Genomic DNA, 24,058 nt, shown 5'->3' with positions numbered 1-24,058 from the left:
ATACCGGGTTCAAACCCGGTATTCTATTCTTCTCTACAGTTTATTAGCTTCCCAGACAAATTCAGACCTATTGATGGGCTTAAAATATTTAACAGCCGTTTTGATTAGATCATCTTTCTTTAGATCACTTATATATTCTATAACCTCATCATATTTCGGGTAATTTTTACCATTACTATAATACTCATAAAGTCTTTCCTGAAGCTTCGAATTTTTATTTAAATTCTGTTTTTTGTAAAAGGCCACTAATTTTTTCTTAGAAGAATCAAAAAATGAATCGTCAAACTTTCCTTTTTTTAATTGGGAATAAAAATCCATACAAATCTGCCGAATAATGCGGAATTCCTCTGGAATACAATCGATCAAAATTTGAAGAGTGTACTTATTATTTTCATATTTACCATAGGCCGCTGCATTATAGATGGAAAGATCATACTCATATCGTAAATCTTGAATTTTGTTATTCATCAAAATGCCCAAAAGATTTAATTTCAACTCTTCTCTCCAACTATAATTGTTTATATCATTCTGAGAAAATTTAACTTTATAGAGTGAACTTTTATTAGGATAGGGTGCAGAAAACTCTTTATAAATTGGAGTTTTAGGTTCTTTTACATTTTTACTTTTTTTAATATCGGTGATTTTTTTTCCTGAATTAGGTAAGTTTCCAAGGTATTTTCGAACCAGGGGAAGCACCTCCTCTGTCTCCAATGCTCCCGAAATAATAAAGGTGAAATCCTCGGCATTTGAAAATAATTTATGATAAATGGCGTAAGCTTCCTCCATCTCGGTTTTTTTAATTCCCTCAAGTACGAGAAATCCTTTTGGCAGTTCTGACCTGTCGCCTGTGTACTCAGAAATAGCATCTTGCAGATCAGAAATAATTGTTCTATGCCTACCTTCCTTGTATAAATCTATTCGGTTTTGCCTCCAATCTTTATAGGCCGTCTCGTCTTTTCTGGAAACAGTAAAGTATAGATATATTAGTTGAAAAAGTTCCTCCAGATCTTCGGGTTTAGTGCTCCCCCTAATACCTGTCTCATTATTTTTTATATATGGATTGACACCCTGCCATATACTCTTCCCTTTTAAAAAACGGTTGAGTTCAAATTTATTTAAACTATCTGTTCCCGTATTTTTAATAATACCGGGAGCGTTAATTGCAGAGTAAAATAAGCTATCTCCAAAAAAAGCTGCTCCTTTAGGTCTGAAACCGTGAATTGAGATCTCCTCCTTATTTAAACCGATCGGCTGAACATTTTCTTTTAGAACAACCTTTACTCCATTGCTCAGTTCAATGATTCTTTCCCCAAACGGACCGGTACCGCAATCCCGAAAATTTCTCATCTCTAAGGCTTCCTTCTCAGAAACATCCATAAGTCCGTCAGGAGTATTCGGTGGCTGATATGGTTTTACAGGGATCTCGTTGGCTTGTCTTAGCTTTTCCCGAAACTCTTTCTTTGAATAATTATCCACAAAACTGCCACCAGGAGCCATGATGCCAATATCGTTAGGATACTTTGGAAGTAACCCAAATAAAAAGTTATTAGCGGCAGTAAAGGATAGATTCTCTAACCAATCCTTAAGCCCTTTATATTTTTCTATGTCTAAAGGCTCTTTATAAATTTCGTGATCTCTAATTTGGAGCGTCCAATAGCTTGGATCATCCGAATCCAATGCTTTTAACCCTCGAAGCACTTCATCTTTAGCCTGATTCCATTCTCCTGATGTAAACCCGTATGTTTTGAACTGCTTCACAATAGAAAGTGCTTTATTCAAAGACTCCGATCCCTCGCCATACGGACTACTTACTTTAATACTAAAAGCAGCTGGATGTGATGTATAAGAGTATCTGGATAATATATCATAAGATTTAAGATAAAACTCAGATTCTTCCTTAAAACGTTTATTCAGGATACGAGTAATAGCTGTCCACATATATTTTCGCTTTAAACCTTCTGCAGAAGAGATTTTCTGAATAGTTTCGGGATCTCTATAGAACATCTGGATCTCCACGGATTTATCATGTTTTCCCCTTAACGTATCCTTTTTTAGAATTACAAATTTGTTTGAACCTGCAAAATAAAGAGAATCACAAGCCTTGGGTTTCCGGGGATTCTTGGCGGGAGGTATCTTTCCAAAAGTTTCTTTGATCTTATCGGTGACCATTTTCTTTTCCCCTACATCACCACTTACAATAAGCGTCATCAGTTCCGGCCGATACCAATCGCGATAATAGCGAACTAAGCTTTCCCTGGGGAATTCATCAAGATTCTCAAAAAAATCACCGGTATTAAGAAGACAGGGAAACAAAGATTTTTCTAGTTTTGATTCTAACGCCCGCTCTTCATATCGATTTCCGATTTTATAAACCATTTCTTGCTTAACAACTCCTCTCTCACTGTCAACATCCTCTTTTCTCAATTTTAATCCTGTTAAAATATCATTATAAAAAAGGAGTGCCGTTTCTAAAGCATGCTCATTATCCTTTGGAACTGACAAATCGTATTGCACATAGCGCTTACCAGCTGTAAAAATTTGGAAAAAAACATTCTTTTCTGCGAATTCATCCATTTTAAACCCCTCCGGGAAATGAGTCCCTCCTTTGGAAGCCATATGTTCGAGAAAATGCGCCATACTTGGCTGATCTGCATCCTGCTGCAGACTACCAACTTTCACTAATAATTTCAGGTAAACCTTGCCCGAATCCTTTTTCGCTGGTTTGATATAATAGGAAAATCCATTTTCAAACTTATCATAGTAAAGCGAGCTTTCAGTAATTATCGCAATTTCCTCCTGTGCGATCAAAAAATTAAAAGCACTGTAAAATATGCAAATAACCGCTATGATCGTTTTTCTTAATTGACCTAACATAATAGAAATTTAATAACCCTGGTTTTGCTCAAGGTTGGGGTTTTTACTTCTCTCCTGGGCCGGAATGGGATATAGTACATCGGTTTCCTCCCATCCTGAAGATTTGGAACTTAAGACCTCGGAAGCTATATTGAGACGTTTTAAATCTAACCATCGATGGCCCCACTCAGCGAATAATTCCCTTCGACGTTCTTCTATTATTAAGTTTTGTAGTTCCTGCGGCGAAATATCAGGATTGGCCTCTGAAATTAAATTCAAGCCGGCCCTTTCCCTTATTCTATCTATGTCTTCAATGGCGGCCCAGAACTCTCCCATCCCGATACGTGCCTCGGCACGAATAAGATATTGTTCTGCCAGACGTAACACCATGCCATACTCTGTAATATTATCTATGCTAGATCGGTCTTTGTATTTGTACACATAATCGAAATCACGGGTTTCACTTAAAAAACTCCCAATCCACTTTTCCCGTCTTAAATCCTCTTGAGAAAATGAACCTACAAATTCAGGCCTAAGTTTGATAGATGAAAAGGAACTGCCGATAAACGTGCTTCCCTCTGCTGTCCAGGTCAAAATATTTCCCCTTCCCGCAGGAGAGATCTGCCAAATGGCTTCCTGGCTATTTTTTAGAAAGACTTCGTCCAGGTTTACCAAATCGTAAAGATCGTTCGCATCAATTACTTCCGAACTTAATATTGCAGCTTCACTGTACTGCTCCTGGTATAGTTTAACCCGTGCCATCAATGCTGTCGCAGCGTAATAATTAGCATAAAACCGTTCATCCCTTAGATAGTCTTTAGTTAAAATCTCTCTAGCTCGGTTAAGATCTAAGACTATCTGTTCGTAAATTTCAGATTCCGGGGCCTGTGAGATCAATGAGTTTTCATCATAATCTGTGCTTAGAACCAAAGGAATATTCTCGTAAAGATTTACTAAATAGAAATAAGTAAAAGCCCTTATAAAACGAGCCTCCCCTTCAAGCCGATGCTTAAACGAATCGGATAATCCTTCAGAATTTTCAATCCCTTCTAATAAATTATTAACGAGATAAATAATATTATAAGCACTATTCCAGATACCCAGAACACCGGAGTTTTCTGTGAAAATTTCATTTTCCTGAAATTGTATCAAAGTGGTATTATTGGTACTGATTGGTTCCAAAATATCCGCTGATAAACCGCCTAAGACAGTTATACTGTTTGTAGTTCCTCCCGAAAATCCAGTATTAAAGAGTTCGTAATAAATTCCCTGCATAGCACTTTGAGCAGTTTCCTCTGATGCAAACACAGTTTCGGTTACCATCTTATCATTTGGTATTTCAACTTCAACGAAGCTTTCGCAAGAAGCGAAAATCCATATACTCATAAGAAGTATAAAATTTCCTTTATAAATTGTTGATTTCATTTTTTTAGCTTTAAAAGGTTAATTCTAATCCTGCAGTTATGGTTCTCAAAACCGGCAGATAAATTCCAATTTCTTGCGGATCAAGGCCCTCGTATGGAGTTATGGTGATTAAATTTTGTCCAGTTACAAATAACCTTCCCTTCTTAAGACCTAATCCATTTAGAAGGTTGTTGGACAGGTTGTATCCCAAAGAAATTGTTTTCAGCCTCAGAAAAGAAGCGTCAGAAGTAGATAGGTCACTTAACGAAGCAAAACCGTGGGCTCTTTGTGCCTGAATTGATTGTGATGGAACCTGCCCATTGCCATTATTTATTGCCCCGGCTTCCTGATTACTGGCATTGCCTAAATTACCCAGGAGGAAGTAAGGGTCAATTCCCTCTTGCTTTACAAATTCCCATAAGAATTGTGCAGAAAAATTTTTATAGAATAGTGTATTATCCATTCCTCCAAAAAATTTCCTGCTGCGATCCCTTTCTATAACACGATCCTGGTAATCAAAACTTCCATCCTCGTTTATATCTTCCACGGTAAAATATCCGGTTTCTGAATCTATACCCGCATAGCTGTAAAGTAAGTCTATGTTTAAAGGTTGACCTACTCTATAGGTATTTGCATAGGAGGTTTCTTCGATGTTTGGAAAACTGATAAGTTTATTGCGAGGAAAACTAATATTAAACGAGGTGTTCCATTTGAAATCTTGGTTTGAAATGTTGGTACTGCTTAAGACTACTTCCCACCCTGTATTTTGTACTTCCGCAGGTAAATTTGCTTGTATTGAATTAAATCCGGTGGTCGCAGGTAATGGAAAACCTACCAACTGGTTAGAAGAGCGATTTCGATACCAGCTTACCTCCGTGTTAATCTTATCCTCCAAAAACCCTAGTGATAAAGCTGCTTCCAATTTCCTATTAACTTCCCAGGAATAGTCCGGGTTGAATAATTGTACTGGAATTAATCCTCCCGGAGCTAGAGTTGATTCATAGGCATCCAAATAGCCATAATCTCCTATCTGGTCGTTTCCCGTAGTACCGTAACTCCCCCTAAGCTTTCCGAAACTTAAGACAGGCAGGGCGTCCTTAATAAATTTTTCTTCCGAAAATATCCAGGCTGCTCCAACCGCACCAAAATTCGCGAAGCGCTTATCAGGTCCAAAACGTGAAGACCCATCACGCCGGCCGGTAAGGTTTACAAATAACTTATGCTGCCAGTTATACCCTATTCGTGCAAACAATGCATTGTATTTATAATCGATAGAAGCATCATTGTTTACCGATACATCTTCCGCGACCATCAAATTACCTATTTGAGCTTCAGAACTATAACCGAATCCATTCATTAGCAAACGAGAGTTGGTGTTCTGCTGAAACGTAGCTCCAATGATTACATCCAGTTCACTATTACCCAATTGTTTGTTAAAGATTAATTGCGGTTCTATTAGCCAGGAATTCCGTTCCACGGCTGAATGGGTAGATCTAGCAGTTATGGATCCCCAGTTTTCAGGATTGTAAGACCTTTTGGGCATTTTTATAAGTTCATTGCTCCCAAAATCGGTATATCCTAAATTGGTTTTAAACTTTAAATTCTTTAATAAGTCATAAGAGAAGCTAGCATTAGCTAACAAATTATTAGAGTAAATTTCACTGGTATTGTAAAGCCCTCCAAAGGGATTATCCCTATTACCAGCATCCCAATCTTGCCAATTCAAACTACCGTCTGTGTTGAAGATTGGTGGGGCATTAGGCGGTAAAGTTACCCCCAGGTAAACCAGTGAAGAATTAACACTATTTAAAAAGTTATTGGTATCTGCCCCGTAATTAAGCGAAAGGTCTATATGAAATTTTTCATTATCAGAGACATGGTTTACTTGTAAAGCTGCGGTAGCTTTTTGGTAATCGAAATCACCTGTAAAAACTGTTCCTTCCTTATGGTAACCAACACCAAGCCTAAATGAAGTATTTTCATTTCCTCCATTCACGGATAAATCCATATTTAAAATTTCAGAGGTCCCCCCGAAAAATTTTTCCTGCCAATCGGTATAACGTTCATTGTCCCATAGCAGCAAATCGTAAGCATTCGAGTTTGTAAGCTCTACCCCATCATTCTCAAATGCCTGTTCCCTAATATCTAAATATTCCCGGGTATTTAGCACATTCATTTTACGTGATGCCTGGCCCGCTCCTGAATATAACCTGACTCTTACTTCAGTCTCCCGGGCATACCCTCTTTTCGTAGTAATTAAAACTACCCCGTTGGCTCCTCTGGAACCATAAATTGCAGTAGCATCAGCATCTTTCAAAATTTCGATACTCTCTATATTGGATAGCCCAATAGTATTTAATGGGTCTAAACCTGTACCCGAAATAACTCCTGTATAGCTAGGAACAGGAGCGGAATTAATTGGGACACCATCGATAATGTACAAAGGTAAATTACCATTATCATCGCGTGTATCCCGTAAACTATTCTGCCCTCTTATTCGGATAGTCGGGGCCATACCCGGGGCGCCGCCACGTTGAGTTATTTCAACTCCCGCCATTCTCCCCTGAAGAGCCTGTAGAGGATTTACAATTGGCTGCATCTCGATATCTTCACCTGTTACTTTGGCTATACTTCCAGTGCGCTCGCTCTCAGTAGTTCTATAATACCCGGCATTTATTTTAACTTCCCCAAGAGAAGCAATATTCTCCTCCAGTTGGATATTAATTTCACTTCTACCATCTATTGGTATCTCTAAAGTTTTAAAACCTATATAAGAAAATACCAATGTACCATTGGCCGGAGCAGTAATTTTATATTCCCCATTCAGATTTGTCACCGTACCCCGTGTGGTATTCTTAACCGTGATGGTAACACCTGGGATAGACTGCCCCTTTTGATCTTGCACTACACCCGAAATCTCCTGCTGTTGAAAGTAAGCGATATTAGTAGTTGCTGCATTGGCAGACTTTGACAGAAAGAAAAGTATCCCGCCAAGAATAATTAGCGCTACCCATTTAAGGCGCGAATAATTATTTTTCATAATTTTACGTGTGTTTTTAAATGAAACATTGTTTTATTTAAGCTTAGGCCTTCCCCGTTCGACGCCAATCTTAGGGGAAGGCTTTTTGGCTTAACACCTTTAACTAAGGCTAATTCACTTTTCTTTTCATAAACAATTTCTTTTTTTCTAAACTTAACGACCCTATCCGTTAACACCTATTAACCCAAATCAATATTCCCAGAGCCTCAAAGAGACCCCACCCAAAGCTGTTATTAATAATAGGGCACCTAACAGCAACCCACGGGATTGTTTATGAGATTTCCTTGTTCCCGCAAACAAGAATTAGCGAATACAGTAATAATTACTGCCGGCCACTTTGACCTATTAAAATGTAAGAGCGAAAAACCGGTCCCGCTTACCTACGAAATAAAACTTCGCGTTTGCACGAAAAGAGAAAACCTACTACATTTATAGCAGTGCGAATAACCATATAATATAGTGGTCTTAAGCTCCTGTAGCAAATCCTCTATAGTTTGCGCAGGAGCGGACCGGTATGACCGGGCAAAAGGCTGGACTTTTTGCTACCGGTTACGCCACATTATTCTGGTGCACAAATTATGTTCTTTAAGATAGATTGAAGGGGGTGAGATTGTACCTGTTTCTGGCCACAATTATTTATGACCGCTGTAAGTAGGTTGCGGAAAATGGGGAATAGTGGTTTTGCAAACTTCGTTTTCATAATCTTAGCAGTTATGATATGATGTTTACTCCGAAAGTTAAGGAAATGCTTTAATGATTTAAAAAACCAATAAAGCGAGCCTCAATGCTTTGCAAGTGGTACCGTCAAGAACCGCCACGACCAGAGCCGTGGTTCCCCAAAGACTAACATGAGACCCGCCCTATTGGTATATCGCAAGATACAAATTCCAATAGATAGCGAGCTCATGGTCTACTCATAGGGAAAATTGACGGTTTTCTTGCATGAGTGACATCGTTAGTGGTGCATCTAGTACACCACTTTATTATCGCTTTTATCAACAGTACAAATATATAATGTTTGTTGTTAAACGGCAAACTTTTTTGTTAAAATTAAAAAAAAATGAGTAACACTAATAGATTGGACGAAATATTTACAGAGAGAAAGATTAATAATAGGGTCATAGCTAAATATTTAAAAAAATCAGAAGGCACTGTATCTAGATGGCGCAACAACAAAAGACAACCTTCTATTAATGAGCTAAATAAAATTGCGGAAATTTTAAGAGAGGATATTAGAAACCTTTTGAATAAGAGCGATTGGTCAAAAAGCAAGACTCCTACTTATTTGGAATTCAAAAAACATTTAAAGGGATAATTAGACATCTATGATAGTAGTCGATGTCTTAAAATTTAGAGAGACCTGGAAAAGATTATGCACCTGGAGTTGCTGGAAGTGATTGGATATACAACGAAGAATTTTGGTTTAGTGTAGGTTTTGGAATAAACTTAACTTCAAAGAATAGAGATTTATAAGTACTGGCTTAAGAAAAGTTAAAATAAAATTTAACTACTTTTAAACTAATTTCGATCTATAATTTTTATGATAATGGATTATTGATTTGGCAATTGCAAATGCTTGTTTTAGTAGCTTAGTAGGCACAGCAATCAGTGCCAGTTTTCTACTCTTCTTCTTTACTATCATCCGTGCTATAAAAATTTGTAAAATTAAGAAAGTATAAACTATTTTTAGTTTTATTCCCATGTGTACCATAACGCCTGCTTCTTTTTTTTAGAAGTATGAGCCGTAAAAAAATTACCTCCTTTATTTTCTAAACTACCGCTAAAACTTAGGATGACTATGGCTGCATGCCGTTTGATAATTTAAGCTGTTAGAAAGAAGACCTTAGTTTTCCAAATACGGAAATTGTATTAAATGATACAACGATGGAGAAAATTATTATAATTATTTAAATTTCGAAAGAACCGAACTTCAATTGTTTGAAATGGCCAATGGAGAGAGAGCCTACATCTTTAATGTAGTAAGTAAGCAAATCTTTTTAAAAAACTGAAAAGCAGTTGAATCCGGCGAATACTACGAAAAAACATTCGACAGAAATGGCAAAAAATTAAATCCAGATGTTGCTGAAAATAATTAATATTTATTTTTACGTATTCCAACTAGAAATTTTAGTATTTCCCATCAGAATAAAGATCTAATTTTTCTCCACATATAAAACTCACCATATTTACAATCCTGTTATTTTTAGGGTTATACTCCACTTCAACACAGAATTTGTCTAAGGCATACAAAGCAAATCTTGCTTTTGATTCGAACCTATGGGTTATAAAATCACCTTCATTAAAAAGTTTTCGATATTGCTCTTGCTCTGGCAATAATTTGGATTCGTAAAGTGTCATAACTTTTAAATTAGGGGAAAAACCACCTAGTAGGTTAAAAATACTTTCTATATTTTTCCTATAAAGTTATAAGAAGTGTTTAAATTAATAATTTTTCTTCTCTTCCCTGTAATTATGCACGGCCAAATTTTTAAAAGTTCGGCAACAGCACATATCATAGAGTCCTATGAGATTGAATTTATGGAAAGAACATTAGAAATTAGTAATGATGAGATAATAATTATCTCCCAGGGGAAGGAATATAAGGATATTCAAACACTGAATGTAGTTGAAATAGAAGAGAAGGAATTTGGAAATTTCGGTGTTTGTTTCTGGTATTATTGTAACACTAAGGATATACCTGGGTCGGAGAAACTCATTATTGTTCCTATGCAGGAAAAACCTAAACAAATAAGCATTTTTGAAACTTCGAAGGATGGAGCAGGTACTAAGGAGTTTAAGATAATGTTGAATTAACTAAATATCTGCGGGTTTACCACATCAGAACATCGGACATAATTGATAAATTTATCAAAAATTTGGTTTATCCATGTTATTAAATAACCCTTTTTTATTTCATGCTATAATGCGATAGTAGTAATTTGGAAAGTACTTAAAAACATAAAAGAAAACGAAGAAAATTAATTATGACAATAGACGAAATAAGAGAGCAAATCTCTGAAGAAATTAGTATAGATATGGAAGTCTGGAATGATGTTCTGAACAATACGAGCCCTGGAAATTACGGATGTGATTTTTGGGAAAGTGAAATAGATTATGGAAATATTTTTGTTGACATTCCCAAACGAGAGTTTACAGTAAAGAACGGTAATTTTTCGGCTGATTTAGTAATGGGGGCGAGTAAGGGTGACCATAGCTTTAATGAAAATTATAATAAACCTTTTTCTGCCACAGGAAAGTTTGATTTCAAAAATGCAAAGCAAATTATGATCACGGAAATTTCGATTGATATCGATTCTGATATTTATGGGGAATAAAAGCAATCATTGGTATGAAATATCTGAAAAGAAAATATGCGCATGGTAAAAGAAAAAATATAGAAAATTAGGATTATACCCCTAGTACTATTTTAACTAAGAATATACCTATAAAGGAAAAACACCGAATTCAACCTATACAATAAAAAACCTAAACAATTAAGAATTTTTAAACCTTCGAAGGATGGAGCTCAACCATATAATAGATGTTGTAAGCAAAGGTGCAAAAATGGGAATGAAGGTTAATGAAAGACTTTGGAGTGTTTTATTGATGTATATTTTGATCAAGATTTAGAGTATATAAAAAATAAATTCAAATGTAAAGTGATACCATATAATGCCAGGACAGTAAATATTTGGAACAATTAACGGCGTATAACAGCGGTTCATCTGAAATTCCGGGTTTCATAACACAGTAAATTAGGTTTCTAACAAACAAAAGCGTTAGCCGACAAGTCCGTGTACCTACACCCGAAACTTGCGAGAGAAACCTAGCATGCAAACCGTAATCGTTGGCAGCAATTACCTTTAGAAAAACGAAAAACAAACAATTTGAATAAATTATATATAATTGGAAATGGATTCGATTTATACCACTGTTTAGATACTTGGTATTCATCATTCGGCATATACCTTCAAAAGACTGATGAAGAAACATATGATCATTTATTAGAATATCTTTATCTACCCGAATTAGATGAGGAAGATGAAGTTAGTTTAAAAGACCCTTTATGGTCAACCTTTGAGAATAGTTTAGCAGGTCTAGATATCGAAGAAGTTTTAGAGAAATTTTCAGAATACTCGGCTAATCCAGGTTCCGATGATTTTAGTGATGGAGACTGGGATACGATTAGAGTGTATGTAAGTGAAGTAAAAAAACATCTAACGGACAAATTACTTGAAAATTTTAAAACCTTTGTTCAAAATGTTCATTACCCTGATACCGATGATTTAACCTTATTAAATTTAGAAGAAAATGCTATTTATCTAAATTTTAACTACACCAAAACTTTAGAACTATATTACAACATACCCTCTGATCAAATTCTTTATATTCATAATAAGGCCGATGGAATATCACCTTTAATTTTGGGACATGGTTTACATCCAGAAAAGTTTCGAAAAGAAGAACCTAAAATGCCAGAAAACATGAGCCTGGAGGAACAGGAACAATGGATGGATTTTCAGTCTAATAATTACGATTTATCAATTGAAAATGGACGGGACGAATTAATAGATTACTTTCAAACCACATTTAAATCAACAGAGAAAATAATTAGCAATAATATTTCTTTCTTTAATTCATTAAAATCAATTCAAGAGATAAATGTTTTAGGACATTCTATTTCCCAAGTCGATGCTTTATATTTTAAAACAATTATTGGTATGCCTAATAAGAATAAAATTACTTGGAATGTATCATACCATAAAGAAGATGAAAAACTGAAAAAGAAACAATCTTTAATTGATTTAGGTCTAGATGCATCTCAAATCAATCTTTGTAAAATGGAAGATTTTATCTAATTACGGTAAGAGCTGTCCATAAAAAGCTTATAGAAAGCAAAGATACTAAATCTGACAAATCCGTAGCTTCACCACCGCAACTGACGAATATACGTGACCGTAACCCCCTATTAAAAACCACAAATATCAATGATGAATGAAAGGACAATATTCAACTTAAAAATAGATATTAAGGATCTGAATATAAGTTCAGAAAACACAGAAAAAATTTTCAAGACAGAATTGCTCGTAGATGAAGCAAAAAATAATGAAATTTCTTTAAAAATTTTCTACGATGACGAGTTAGGTAGACAGATAATGTCGTGGACACAATTTCATTCAGATAATATTTTAAAAAGATTTCACTTTGTAGATGTTCAAGAACCTGAAAATCTAAAGAGAATCGAATTCCTGGATTATCGAGTAAAAGGAATGCATACGAGTACGGATTTTCATGAATCGGGTAAACAGTTTATAATTTTAAAATTAACCGGAGTAAAGAAAATATTTTACAATACATATAAGGATTCAAGCATTATCTACTTGAATAGAGAAGCTTTCAAATTAATAGAATTAAATTACATATATACCCATAGTCTTTTTTGGGACAAAGAATATAAATGGAAGCCGGTTAATAATATTCAAAATAATATTGAGTTCAATAAAATTAGTTTTGTTCCAAAGCACAAATTCACTCATGAGAATAATTCATCTCAAAAGGTTGTTATTAAAAAAGATCCAATATTTCATATTGAGTATAGTGAACTTAAGGTAAATGATATAAATGACCATGTCAAATTACTTTGCAAACTATACTCGTTCATAATCCATGAGAACATAGATTATTCTATTTCAAGGATTTTTACAGAAAATGAATTACATGTTGAAATCAAAGATGTAACTAATAATGAAGTAAATAGTCATGGTTTATTTTGGTTTGATTTTGGTCAAAATCCTCTAAATTTTATATTAAATGTAGATAGTCCACACCTATTAAAAAATTTAAATTTCCTTTCTAAAATTATAGATCGCTTTAATTATGCATTGAGAACTAGTGATGAATCTAAGTTTATGATACTATATAATATACTTGAACAAATTCGAAATGAATATATTTTATCCGGAAAAATAGATACCAATTTAGCTGGAGAAAAACCAAATCTTAAGAAAGTTGTTGAAGAATACAATTTTAATATAAGCAAAAGAAAAACGGATAAATTCATCTCTCAAAGCTTAGAAACAATAGCAGATATTATAAGCGAAGAAGACAAAGAGTTATTTATAAAGGAAATTAAATTTAAACTTACACCTATAAAAGTCAAATCGATGTCTAACCAGTTTAAAAGTCTATTTGAACATTTAAATATTAAACCGGAAGAATTTGAAATTGATTTTAAAGAATTAAAATCATTGAGAGACGCAATTTTTCATGGTCGCCCTATAAATGAAAATTTAAACGCTTTGAGAGAGATTAATCGATATGATAAACTACCAAAATTTGTGGGAAGAATAATTCTAAAATATTGCGGTATAGAAGATCTAAAAAATATTGAAAGAATTCCACTATAATAATACTGCATCGGGACAGCATACAATAACGGGTACTGCCGAAAAGTGTAATTTTAGAAACCAAGAAAGAAAATGATTAATCCGACAAGGCCGTGTCCTACTCCCGTAATTTACGAACGGTAGAGTTCTATGTAATGCTAAAATATAATCCAAATAAATTTTACTTATGGGTAAAAAGAAAGAATTTGAAGAATCTTTAAAAAGAATAATAAATATTTACTTTTCTGCGCAAGAAACCTTTTTGATAAATAAAGAACTTCATAAGAAAATTGATACTTCTGATTATGAAAGTTATTTGAAAAATATGAATCCATTTTTCTATTACTGCAAAATATACTTTTGGAGGAATACTGTAATAGAACTATCAAAACTTTTTAATGAGAACCTAAATGATAAATTCAACATTCCAAAATTCATATCAAAACTTAAACCTAACGGGCACTTTAGATTACTGAAGGTAGATGAAGAATTCTTGAAGGATATTTCAACCCGAATTGAATCTAATCAACATTTGATTGAAAATCTTATTGATCAAAGAAACAAGGTATATGCACACGAAGATAGAGACAACGAAGGAATAAGAAACTTAGTTAATCATAATCAAACTGAAGAACTTTTAGAAATTGCTAGAGATTTCATCAAAGAACTATATAGATTTCATTATAAAACTTCCTTGCAATTTGATGTGATATCATCACCAGCTATTAGTCTTAAAGATATAATAAACAAGTTATGCAGAATGGATTCTATAGAAAAAGATGAAGAGACTAAACTTTTTAACAATCTTACGAAATAGTACTGCTTAAAACAACGACTCATCGCAAATAAACGGCAGCTTTAGTAAGAAAATAATTAATTTCATCAACAAACCAGGTCTAAGCATACATTTACTAAAAACCAATGGGAACTATTACACCAACCACAGGGGAAAATCCAATGAGTCAAAATTCAAACAATATAAAACAAAAGCCTGCAAGGGATGCTCGGTGCGGGAATTCTGTACCACGGCCATAAACGGGAGGATCCTTGCCAGGAATATATTTACCGCTATTTATGAAGAAAACCGAAGTAATATGGAGGCCATCCTGAATTGTATCGGCAAAGGAAGGCCATCGTGGAACACCCCTTTGGGACTATGAAAAGGCAATGGGGCTTTGACCATATCCTTTCCACACAAGGCAAAAAACGTGCTTCTGCAGATGTTGGCTTCATCTTTATTGCCTATAATCTCAAACGCATATTGAACCTATTTTGTAAAAAAGCCCGGGATATACTCCTGAAGACTATTCATAGCTATTTTACAACCTGGTTACGCAGCCATAAATCGATTTTAAGGACTAAGAAGCATTTTGATTTAGCAGAATACATATTAGCGATCATTTTAAAACCTTCAGTAAAAAACCTTATTTTAGTCCATAATTGGCAGAAACTAAGAGGTTCTTAGACAGACTGCCGTTTGCAAGCATTTTTAAAAATAGAATGAACACACCATTATCTGACTTAATTACTGCGCTTGATAATATTGACAGAAAATATTACCAGATGCAAAATGTAGCTTTCAAAAATGGAATTCTCGAATTCGATTCTGACGAAGAACTAAAAAGTTATGAACGAAGATTTATGATGGAATTCGCGGTTCAATATTCCAAGATATTTGTAACGGATGCCGACGAAATTTATAAAGGAACTCAAAGGGACTTTGAAATTCCAAAAAAATTTATGTATTACAGAGTTCCAGATATCACAATTAAAGAAACATTTGAGAGATTAAGTAAAAAGGAATATAAGAAAAACTCAAGCTCAGAAGTAATGTCTCAATATTTCACTACTATTCCTGATTTTCTAATTCATAAGAGTCAAAATAATTCTAATGAGAAATTTCAAAAACTAATTGTCGAAGCCAAGACAAACCCTAATCCATCAAAAGTTGAAATATTTAAAGATATCTTCCACATAAACATTTATGCAGAAAAGTACAATTATCAGAATAGCGTTATTCTTTTAATTAATTACACAAAAGAGAAGTGGTTGGCTGACTTGAGAAGTTATCTGGCTAACCGCTACTATTTAGCAAGTGTACAAAATCAGCATCGCATATTTGTGGTTTTTAAAGAAAATTACGAAATGGAACCAACAATAAATTCATTAGTGGGACTAAAAACGATTTGCCAACATCGCTTTAGCAAATAGCGGGTTTGGCAAAAAAGTCTAATTTTATAAATCAAGAAAGTTAATATTTAATGCGTAAAATTTGTAATACCTAGGAAATTGTCCTTCATCCTAATTAATAATTATTAACTACCATCAATTAAAAAGAATCTGAATGGCACGTTTAAAACCAAAAGAATCAGTAATAAAGAGGTTATTCGCTTTATCAGGAAACCAGTGTGCTTATCCATCTTGTAAAGAACATATTGTTGATGAATTAGGCACTGTCATTGGGGAAGTTTGTCATATTGAAGCAGCAGAAATTGGAGGGGAAAGATATAATATAGATTCTAATGATGAATATCGCAGAAGTTTTGAAAATTTGATTTTAATGTGCAGTAACCACCACAAAAAAACCAATAATACTCAAAAATATCCCACACCTATATTAATCAAATATAAACTGGAACACGAGAATCACTTTGTAAATCAGCCCTATATCGCTACTGATGATGTGATAAACAAATCAATCCAAAACTTTATGCAACAGAAGAATAATAATACAGGACAAGGCTCCCAATTTAATAATCAAGCAAGTAAACAAAATATCAAAAATCAAATCGGGGTTCAAAATGTATACAATAACAGCCCCAAAATTGGATCACCTAATGTAGATGGTGCTAGACCCATCATTCAAAAATTTAAAACAATAATAGATGGCATTAACCAAGATGCGACAGCCCCTTCTAGCGATGTTATTGATTTTAGGAATGAGCTTAAGGAGAGATTTCCAAGGGATGTTAAGTCTATACCTACAAAGTATTTACGATTTAGAAAAAATAATGGGAGAATCATTGCAGATGTTGAAAGTTATGAAAAGGAAAACAACGTCGTTTTAAATGAAGAGGATGATTCTACTCAAGAAAAACTTCGTGAATTTTTACTTAATAATGATAAGGAAAAAAATGAAGAATTAAAACGATCATTGTCTCAAAAAGGACAGCAACGTCCCGCTATTATTACCTGTGATGGTTTTTTGATTAATGGAAATAGAAGAAAGATGGCTTTGGAAGAACTCTATAATTCCAAAAATCAAAATTCTCAATATGAAATGATGAGGGTTATCATTTTACCTGAAGAAGTAACAGAGTTAGAGATTCAAAGAATAGAAAACCGATATCAGTTACAAAGTGAAGGTAAATCAGAATATCAAGGTTTAAATAGAGCTATTAAATTTAAAAGAAATATTGAAAATGGTTTTACTCTCGCAGCTCAATTAAGAGATGATCCTAATTACCACGAACTATCAGACCGAGATTTTAAAAAGCAGGTAAAAAAATTTGAAAAAGACTTTATAAAGCCGCTAGAGTGTGTAGATAAATATTTAAATACTTTTGAAAGAGATGGGATGTATAATACCATTTCCGAAAATGCTAAAGATAGAGAAGGTAGATGGCAGGCATTTATAGACTACAGCAATTTTAAAACTGGAACTTTAGAAAATGAGAGGAAAACAACTCAACTAAAAATAAAGGAAAATGAGAAAGGAAGAATTGAAAATGCAGTTTTTAAAATTATTAGAAAAAGAAGTTTAAGCGTAAAAGGAACAGATTTAGGTAAAGTTCATGAGTTCGTTAGAAAAGTACCGAAATATTTAGCAAATGATGAAGCAAAAAAGTTAATCCTAGAAATTGCAGATGTTCCTGAAGATATTCCTGAAGAATTAAAATATGATAAAAGTGGTAATAAATTAAGTGAAAGAGAAATTGATGAAAAATGGGGTGCAAATAATAGGGAGAAAATTTTAGGCAATCTTATTAAAGCATATGGTCACCTTTCTAACCAAGAACAAAGAGATAAGCCATTGGAATTATTAGAGGACGCCTTAAAAAAGCTTCAACATGATAATCTTAAAATAGAAAATATGGGAATAGATTATTATGGTAAAGCTTTAGATTTAACCAAAAACATTATTGAGGAGGCTGAAAAAATTCATAAGGCAATTGATGATGCAAGATATAAAATGAAAAAGCTAAGTAAAAAGAAATAAAGTTTGAGAATAGTTGTTGAAAATAACCAAATAAGCTTATTTAACATTGAAGATTTAAAAAAGTATCAAATCTCTCAATTAGAGTTTTATGGGTTTATAAAAAATCAAAACTTTATTATAAAACAAACGCAAAATGTTGAAGGTGAACTATTGAAAATCATCAATTATTTAGAGGAGGAAAACATTGTATTTGATTTGTCCAAAACTACTGATGACATAATCAGGAAATCTATAAATAATAAGAAAGAATTAAATAGAGCTTTTTCTAGTGCAAAAAGAATAAAAGAGGAAGCCATTTTAGATTCAGATTTTGAACACTTTAAAAATTTCACAAACACATTACCAAGAAAACTAAAATTACATCAACTAAAATCAGCTTATCACTTTTATACGTTAAAAAATGGAGCAAATTTTTCTGTTCCGGGAAGCGGTAAAACAACAACCTTGTTATCTGTGTATGAAAAATTGAAATTAGAAGGTAAATGTAATTTACTCTTTGTGGTAGGTCCACCATCTAGTTTTCAACCTTGGAAAAATGAATTTCATGAAACTTTGGGAAGGAAACCCAAAGCTGTTATATTATCTGGAGGGAACAAATCTTTTCGTAAAAGTGAATATTACAGATCAAGCCAAAATATTCATGAACTTTATTTAAGTACATTTCATACAGTATTAAATGATGTCAATGATATTGTAAAATTCTTTTCACAAATAGATATTAATGTTTTTTTAATTATTGACGAAGCCCATTATATGAAACAAGTTGAGGGTTCTTGGGCAAATTCAATTTTAGAAATTGGAAAGTATTCTACTTATCGAGGTGTACTAACAGGGACTCCAATGCCTAAAAGTTATATGGATATTTTTAATCTATTTGATTTTTTATGGGAAGAAAATTCACCTTTAACTCAAAATGACAAAATTCAAATAAATATTTGGGAAAAGGATAAAAAAAATGAAGAAGTAAAGAAACTACTAAATGAAAAAATAGGACCTCTGTTTTATCGAGTAAGGAAAAAAGATTTAGGACTAGTCCCAGCAGTATTCCACGAACCAATTAATGTTATTCTAAAACCAATTGAAAAGAGCATATATGATTCTGTTAAAGCAAAAATTTTTGAGCTAGACAAAGAAGATTATTTTAGAAATGAAAATATATTAAATAAACTATGGAAAGGCAGAATGATGCGTTTAAGACAGTCAGTATCTTATCCAAAATTACTTCTTACTGCAATCGATGATTATGCTGAAAAATTCATCGATGACTCAGATTTACAGTATAAAATTCAAAATTACGATAAAATAGAAATTTCAGGCAAACTCGAATCACTGAGTAAATTAGTTTTAAAATTAAGAAGAGAGGGTAAGAAGGTTTTGATCTGGTCTAATTTTGTTGGTACGTTGAAATTAATTTGTAGGCATTTTAATTCCAAAGCAATGCGTTCTGAAATTATTTATGGAAAAACTCCAGTTAGAAAAGATGATATGGATTTGATAAATGAGGAAAAGACAAGAGAGGATATAAGAGATGAATTTTTGGATTTAAATAGCGGCTTGGATATTTTAATTGCTAATCCAGCAGCTTGTGCAGAATCAATTTCCTTGCATAAAACTTGTTACAATGCAATATATTATGATTTGTCATATAATAGTGCCCAATATTTGCAATCTTTAGATAGAATTCATCGTGTGGGGGGATCTGAAACCACGGAAGCTAATTATTATTTTTTACAGTATGAAAACTCAATTGATCAGGATATAAAACAAAATCTTGAAGTTAAAGCACAGAAAATGTATGATATAATAGAACAAGATTATTCAATTTACGATTTAGATCTTTTTGAAGATAATATTGAAGACGATATAGATGCATATAAACGTCTATTTAAAAAATAATTATGGAAGAAGTATTAATAATGAAATCAAAAAAAACAAAGAAAGTAAATGCTCCATTTGGTTATTTTGGTTCTAAAAATAAAATAGCTCTACAGTTATGCTCCAATCTACCTCCTCATAATTGTTGGGTCGAAGCTTTTTGTGGTTCTGCTGCTCTAACTTTAAGAAAAGATCCTGCTCCTATTGAAGTAATTAATGACATAGATAATGAAATTGTAAACCTGTTTAGTCAATTACGAAATAACCACGAAGCTTTATGTGATGAAATAAGTTTAACTCCTTACGCTCAACAAGAATTAATAGAAGCAAGAATTCCCAAAGAAGGATTATCGGATTTAGAAAGAGCACGACGTTTTTTAGTTCAATCAATGATGGCTATTAATGGCTTATTTGGTTCAGCTAGAGGAGGTTTTTCATATTCAGATTCTTATTCAAGAAATGGTCATGACGCTAGGGTAAACAGATGGAATAATTTACCGGAAAGATTAAGACTGGTTGTTTCTAGGTTAAAAAAAGTTAGAATCGAAAACAAAGATGCACTTAAAATTCTTCAGAAATATATAAATAGGCCTGCGACCTTAGTGTATTTAGATCCTCCATATCTTGGAAAAAGAACCAACGGATATAATATGGATGCCAATGATATAGATTTTCATGAAAAATTATTAAAGCTTTCAAATAAAGCAAAGTGCATGATTTTTATAAGTGGTTATGAAAATGACTTTTATGATTCATTGCTTAATGAAAAAAATGGATGGAAAAAGAAAACAATTGATACAGTAACGAAAGATTCTAAAGGGAATTCCCACGATAGGCTTGAGGTTGTTTGGATGAACAAATACTATGTAAGTGCACTTGAAATGAAAGAAGTTCCAATAAAACTTACTGAAAAAGAAATTAAACAAGGCAAATGCAATCCAATTAGAAAATAATTAATTCTGAAATAATGAATTGGCATAATATTCTAGACCATCGATTTAAAAAAGACTTTATAAATAAATGGCAAACCTTACTTGACGCAAATCATACTGAAAATTATTATCAAAATTTTCTTTCAAAGAATGCAGGTCTTTTTCTGGGAAATGAAAATTGTCATCTTGTAATTTCCAAACTTAAATTAGGAAGTGAACTAGAAACTGATTTCGTTACTTTAACAGATGGATTTAGTAATGGCAATCAGTTTGAATTAATCGAAATTAAACGGCCAAACTCTAAATTATTTACAAAAAAGGGTTTGATATCTTCGGATTTAAATAGGGCTGGCCAACAAATTAGGGATTGGAAACGCTGGCTAATAGAGAATAAGGCATGGTTTCATAAGTACCTCCCTACCACTTCTACAAGGGTGATTTCAGAAAGCTATTTGAATTTTAAAATAATTATTGGAAGAAGGTCTAGTAATCCTTATGAAATTGAAAAAAGAAATCAAATTGGAAAAGAAATAGGCGCAGAAATTAGATCCTTCGATTATTTAACCGATAAATTTAAGACAAGAACTTTTTATCCAAGATCTTGGCTCGAAAGTGGAGACCAATTTCTCGAATCAGAATTGGCTAATCCCTTTTATCAAGCCATGTCCGATTCAGAATGGAAAAAAATTTGTAATAGCAAAAAGTTATCAACTTTTCATTTTTATAGTTTGCATACAAAGCAAATTTTGGATAACAGAAGATATAATAAAGGATATTCTAATATCTATCATAATGAATAAATAATTTTCACTAAATTCATACAAACGGAATAGTTTTGAAATTGAACGGGAATTTATTGCAAAAAATACTAAAGCTTGAGGTTTCGCAAGCTTTATACCGGCAGGACGGCAAATGGTACCACAACGTTCAAAAATTTCCAGGGGCATTATTCGATGAAAATGGTTATGTGATTTTTAATGAGGAGAATGAATATCTAAATAATCCATTATTACAAATCAAAAAAGATCTACATGTGGTAGGTGGGATCAACAATTTACCAACATACAGAAATTTCACAAATTATGAGCGACTTTTAATTTACGGAGATAATCTTACCAATTTTTTGAATGATCATAAAAAAGATGATGAAGAAACGGTTAGGGTGCTACGAGAGATTCAGGTTATTCAAAGAAAGGGGAAATTAGTAAGTACTTTAAAAAAGATGTATAGTGATAGCTGTCAACTATGTGGCACAAAAGTTCCGATAAAGTCGGGTAAGTTTTATTCCGAAGTGCATCACATTATACCATTAGGTAATCCTCATAAGGGAAAGGATACACTTAATAACATGATTTCCGTATGTCCTAATCATCACGTGCAGCTGGATTTAAGAGCAATTCACTTAAACCCTTCCCAATTTGTTTTGAACAATCATGTTTTATCAAAAGAAAGTCTTCAATACCACAACAGTTTAGTTGAAGAGTTTTAAATATTTTAATCTCTATTTTCTTTTAATCTGGGTTGCTTCAAGACTGTATTTAGCAATATAATGGTCTAAATTAATTTTTAATGAATAAATCAAACGCTGAAATGTTTTAAAACTTTAGTATTATTTTTCCAGTGGATATCTCGGATCGATTTGTGCCAGTGATTTCGGTCGGCTAGTGCCAGGCATTTCGGTTCAAATTGTGCCACTTTTGGTTTTAAGTTAAGCCTATATCGGTTCGTTTTGTGCCACTTTGAAAGATCAAGTAAATAATACCTTGTCGCTTAAAAACAAGCGATATGGCCAATACACTTGATCCAATGGACTTAAAACAAATTATTTCCTTACATCTCGATGGATTTAGCAACCGTAAAATAGGTGCCACCCTTGGGATCTCCCGCAATACGGTAAATACTTATATGCGGCTGTTCAAGGCCAGCGGTTCTTCCCTTAAAGAATTATTGGCCCTTGATAATGCTGGCTTAGAAAAGCTTTTTCCTTCACACACTACTATTGACAACCCTCGTTATGAGGAACTGATGTTATATTTTGAGGGGGTCAACAAGGCCCGGAATCATCCAGGGTTTACTTTTTTATACCATTATCAGGAATATGTAGCGCAGGCTAAAGATCCTTATGGTTATACCCAGTTTATGGAACACTACCGGCGCAAATATACCAAGGTTAAAGGTTCGATGAAACTTGAACACGATCCTGGGAATGAAGTCTTTATTGATTATGCTGGCAAAAAGCTCCAAATTATTGATAAGGAAACCGGGGAACTGGTCCCGGTAGAAGTATTTGTAGCCATCCTTCCCAACAGCCAGTACACCTACGTGGAAGCCTGCAGGAGCCAGAAACGAGAGGACCTGATTACCTGTTGCTGTAATGCTCTGCACTTTTATGGAGGCGTGCCTAAAGCAATTGTCTCCGACAATCTAAAATCAGCGGTTACCCGCGCCAGCAGGTATGAGGCTGACATCAACAGGAGTTTTAAAGACTTCGCACGGCATTACGACTGTGTGATCAATCCTGCCCGGGGCTATGCCCCACAGGATAAAGCTTTGGTGGAGAATGCCGTAAACCTTGCCTACCAGCGGATCTATTATCCCCTTCGGGAAATGAGCTTCTTCTCTTTGGAAGATCTTAACCGGGAGATAAAACGCTTGTTGGAGCGGTACAATGACCTGTTGTTCTCCCGCAAAGAAGCCAGTCGCAGGGAACTCTTCCAATCCGTGGAACGGGAATACCTAAAGCCCTTACCAGAGACGGTCTATGAACTGAAAGGGTACCGAAGGGCAAAGGTTCAGAAAATAGGCTATGTATACTTCTCCCCGGATAAAAGCTATTACAGCGCACCCTATCGTTACATAGGAAAAGAAACCACTATCCATTATACGAGTTCCGTGGTAGAAGTATATTATTATCATCAGCGAATCGCCCTACACCAGCGCAACCCATCAAAAGGCAGTTATAACACTAATAAAGAGCACCTAAGTAGTACCCATAAATACTATAGCGATTGGAGCCCTGAATTTTTTAAAAAGAAAGCGGCCATACATGGCAAGTACGTACTGGGTTGTATCGAGCAAATAATCACCGCGGTGGACTATCCTGAAATAGGATATAAACGAGCTATGGGGGTCATCCAGCTCCATAAATCCTATGGCTCCCAGCGATTGGATGATGCCTGTAAAAGAGCTTTGCAGGCAGACGCGGTTACTTACCTGCGCATTAAAAATATCCTGAAAAACAACCTGGACAAAAGCTCTCTGTTTTACCAGGACCTCGAAGAAGATAAACCACACATCCCGGAACACGATAACTTGCGGGGTGCTTCTGCATATAAATAATAAACCTTTT

General features: G+C 33.9%; 18 protein-coding genes and 1 pseudogene. 14 read left to right on the top strand and 5 right to left on the bottom strand.

Features of this window, described 5'->3' with window-relative positions; all coding sequences use genetic code 11:
- Positions 1-33: 33 nt before the first annotated feature.
- Genes RM539_RS07810 through RM539_RS07800 form a run of 3 tightly spaced genes read right to left on the bottom strand, consistent with a single transcriptional unit; the run spans position 34 to position 7,297 of the window.
- Complete coding sequence (locus RM539_RS07810; RefSeq protein WP_311502828.1) at positions 34-2,874, bottom strand: M16 family metallopeptidase; 2,841 nt, start codon at positions 2,872-2,874, stop codon at positions 34-36.
- 9 nt (positions 2,875-2,883) lie between these two features.
- On the bottom strand, positions 2,884-4,278 hold the full coding sequence (locus RM539_RS07805) for a RagB/SusD family nutrient uptake outer membrane protein (protein WP_311502827.1): 1,395 nt from the start codon (positions 4,276-4,278) through the stop codon (positions 2,884-2,886).
- A 10-nt stretch (positions 4,279-4,288) separates the two neighbouring features.
- The gene (locus RM539_RS07800) at positions 4,289-7,297 is read right to left on the bottom strand and encodes a SusC/RagA family TonB-linked outer membrane protein (RefSeq protein ID WP_311502826.1); all 3,009 of its coding nucleotides are present in this window, start codon (positions 7,295-7,297) and stop codon (positions 4,289-4,291) included.
- Positions 7,298-8,357: 1,060 nt separating this feature from the next.
- On the opposite strand from RM539_RS07800, the gene RM539_RS07795 reads away from it, so the two are divergent.
- The gene (locus tag RM539_RS07795) at positions 8,358-8,612 is read left to right on the top strand and encodes a helix-turn-helix transcriptional regulator (protein ID WP_311502825.1); all 255 of its coding nucleotides are present in this window, start codon (positions 8,358-8,360) and stop codon (positions 8,610-8,612) included.
- 198 nt (positions 8,613-8,810) lie between these two features.
- On the opposite strand, the pseudogene RM539_RS07790 reads toward RM539_RS07795, so the two are convergent.
- Positions 8,811-8,942: pseudogene (locus tag RM539_RS07790) on the bottom strand (IS110 family transposase); the annotation flags it as partial.
- A gap of 482 nt (positions 8,943-9,424) precedes the next feature.
- Positions 9,425-9,655: a hypothetical protein gene (locus tag RM539_RS07785; protein WP_311502824.1), complete on the bottom strand. Its 231-nt coding sequence runs from the start codon at positions 9,653-9,655 to the stop codon at positions 9,425-9,427.
- 180 nt (positions 9,656-9,835) lie between these two features.
- Between RM539_RS07785 and RM539_RS07780 the strand changes: the two genes are divergently transcribed.
- The 13 genes from RM539_RS07780 to istA all read left to right on the top strand — a co-directional run bounded on the left by RM539_RS07780 (position 9,836) and on the right by istA (position 24,048).
- On the top strand, positions 9,836-10,111 hold the full coding sequence (locus RM539_RS07780) for a hypothetical protein (RefSeq protein WP_311502823.1): 276 nt from the start codon (positions 9,836-9,838) through the stop codon (positions 10,109-10,111).
- Between the two features lie 170 nt (positions 10,112-10,281).
- Positions 10,282-10,632 (top strand): hypothetical protein, encoded by a 351-nt coding sequence (locus RM539_RS07775; RefSeq protein WP_311502822.1) that lies wholly within the window; start codon positions 10,282-10,284, stop codon positions 10,630-10,632.
- A gap of 552 nt (positions 10,633-11,184) precedes the next feature.
- Positions 11,185-12,156: a bacteriophage abortive infection AbiH family protein gene (locus tag RM539_RS07770; RefSeq protein ID WP_311502821.1), complete on the top strand. Its 972-nt coding sequence runs from the start codon at positions 11,185-11,187 to the stop codon at positions 12,154-12,156.
- Positions 12,157-12,285: 129 nt separating this feature from the next.
- Complete coding sequence (locus tag RM539_RS07765) at positions 12,286-13,704, top strand: hypothetical protein (RefSeq protein ID WP_311502820.1); 1,419 nt, start codon at positions 12,286-12,288, stop codon at positions 13,702-13,704.
- 166 nt (positions 13,705-13,870) lie between these two features.
- Entirely contained in the window at positions 13,871-14,500 is a 630-nt protein-coding gene (locus tag RM539_RS07760) for an AbiU2 domain-containing protein (protein ID WP_311502819.1), read from the top strand.
- Between the two features lie 294 nt (positions 14,501-14,794).
- On the top strand, positions 14,795-15,148 hold the full coding sequence (locus RM539_RS07755) for a transposase (RefSeq protein ID WP_311502818.1): 354 nt from the start codon (positions 14,795-14,797) through the stop codon (positions 15,146-15,148).
- Between the two features lie 35 nt (positions 15,149-15,183).
- Positions 15,184-15,894, top strand: coding sequence for a hypothetical protein (locus RM539_RS07750; RefSeq protein WP_311502817.1), 711 nt, complete (start codon positions 15,184-15,186; stop codon positions 15,892-15,894).
- A gap of 133 nt (positions 15,895-16,027) precedes the next feature.
- A complete protein-coding gene (locus tag RM539_RS07745; protein WP_311502816.1) occupies positions 16,028-17,902 on the top strand; it encodes a ParB N-terminal domain-containing protein in 1,875 nt (624 codons plus the stop codon).
- Positions 17,903-17,905: 3 nt separating this feature from the next.
- A complete protein-coding gene (locus RM539_RS07740) occupies positions 17,906-19,798 on the top strand; it encodes an SNF2-related protein (protein WP_311502815.1) in 1,893 nt (630 codons plus the stop codon).
- Between the two features lie 2 nt (positions 19,799-19,800).
- Entirely contained in the window at positions 19,801-20,730 is a 930-nt protein-coding gene (locus RM539_RS07735; RefSeq protein ID WP_311502814.1) for a DNA adenine methylase, read from the top strand.
- Positions 20,731-20,744: 14 nt separating this feature from the next.
- Positions 20,745-21,509 (top strand): Shedu anti-phage system protein SduA domain-containing protein, encoded by a 765-nt coding sequence (locus RM539_RS07730; RefSeq protein ID WP_311502813.1) that lies wholly within the window; start codon positions 20,745-20,747, stop codon positions 21,507-21,509.
- A 56-nt stretch (positions 21,510-21,565) separates the two neighbouring features.
- On the top strand, positions 21,566-22,198 hold the full coding sequence (locus tag RM539_RS07725) for an HNH endonuclease (protein WP_311502812.1): 633 nt from the start codon (positions 21,566-21,568) through the stop codon (positions 22,196-22,198).
- A gap of 296 nt (positions 22,199-22,494) precedes the next feature.
- Positions 22,495-24,048: an IS21 family transposase gene (gene istA / locus RM539_RS07720; RefSeq protein WP_311502811.1), complete on the top strand. Its 1,554-nt coding sequence runs from the start codon at positions 22,495-22,497 to the stop codon at positions 24,046-24,048.
- Positions 24,049-24,058 lie beyond the last annotated feature (10 nt).

The organism is Autumnicola musiva (genome assembly GCF_031846585.1).
In the GTDB taxonomy this organism is placed as follows: domain Bacteria; phylum Bacteroidota; class Bacteroidia; order Flavobacteriales; family Flavobacteriaceae; genus Autumnicola; species Autumnicola musiva.
Note: the sequence above shows the minus strand (reverse complement) of the source record. Positions and strands in the feature narration are given on the sequence as shown.

What these genes read in the sequence shown, in the direction of transcription:
- RM539_RS07810 (WP_311502828.1), bottom strand. Translation starts at nt 2,874, where the DNA reads ATGTTAGGTCAATTAAGAAAAACGATCATAGCGGTTATTTGCATATTT.
- RM539_RS07805 (WP_311502827.1), bottom strand. Translation starts at nt 4,278, where the DNA reads ATGAAATCAACAATTTATAAAGGAAATTTTATACTTCTTATGAGTATA.
- RM539_RS07800 (WP_311502826.1), bottom strand. Translation starts at nt 7,297, where the DNA reads ATGAAAAATAATTATTCGCGCCTTAAATGGGTAGCGCTAATTATTCTT.
- RM539_RS07795 (WP_311502825.1), top strand. Translation starts at nt 8,358, where the DNA reads ATGAGTAACACTAATAGATTGGACGAAATATTTACAGAGAGAAAGATT.
- RM539_RS07785 (WP_311502824.1), bottom strand. Translation starts at nt 9,655, where the DNA reads ATGACACTTTACGAATCCAAATTATTGCCAGAGCAAGAGCAATATCGA.
- RM539_RS07780 (WP_311502823.1), top strand. Translation starts at nt 9,836, where the DNA reads ATGGAAAGAACATTAGAAATTAGTAATGATGAGATAATAATTATCTCC.
- RM539_RS07775 (WP_311502822.1), top strand. Translation starts at nt 10,282, where the DNA reads ATGACAATAGACGAAATAAGAGAGCAAATCTCTGAAGAAATTAGTATA.
- RM539_RS07765 (WP_311502820.1), top strand. Translation starts at nt 12,286, where the DNA reads ATGATGAATGAAAGGACAATATTCAACTTAAAAATAGATATTAAGGAT.
- RM539_RS07760 (WP_311502819.1), top strand. Translation starts at nt 13,871, where the DNA reads ATGGGTAAAAAGAAAGAATTTGAAGAATCTTTAAAAAGAATAATAAAT.
- RM539_RS07750 (WP_311502817.1), top strand. Translation starts at nt 15,184, where the DNA reads ATGAACACACCATTATCTGACTTAATTACTGCGCTTGATAATATTGAC.
- RM539_RS07745 (WP_311502816.1), top strand. Translation starts at nt 16,028, where the DNA reads ATGGCACGTTTAAAACCAAAAGAATCAGTAATAAAGAGGTTATTCGCT.
- RM539_RS07735 (WP_311502814.1), top strand. Translation starts at nt 19,801, where the DNA reads ATGGAAGAAGTATTAATAATGAAATCAAAAAAAACAAAGAAAGTAAAT.
- RM539_RS07730 (WP_311502813.1), top strand. Translation starts at nt 20,745, where the DNA reads ATGAATTGGCATAATATTCTAGACCATCGATTTAAAAAAGACTTTATA.
- istA (WP_311502811.1), top strand. Translation starts at nt 22,495, where the DNA reads ATGGCCAATACACTTGATCCAATGGACTTAAAACAAATTATTTCCTTA.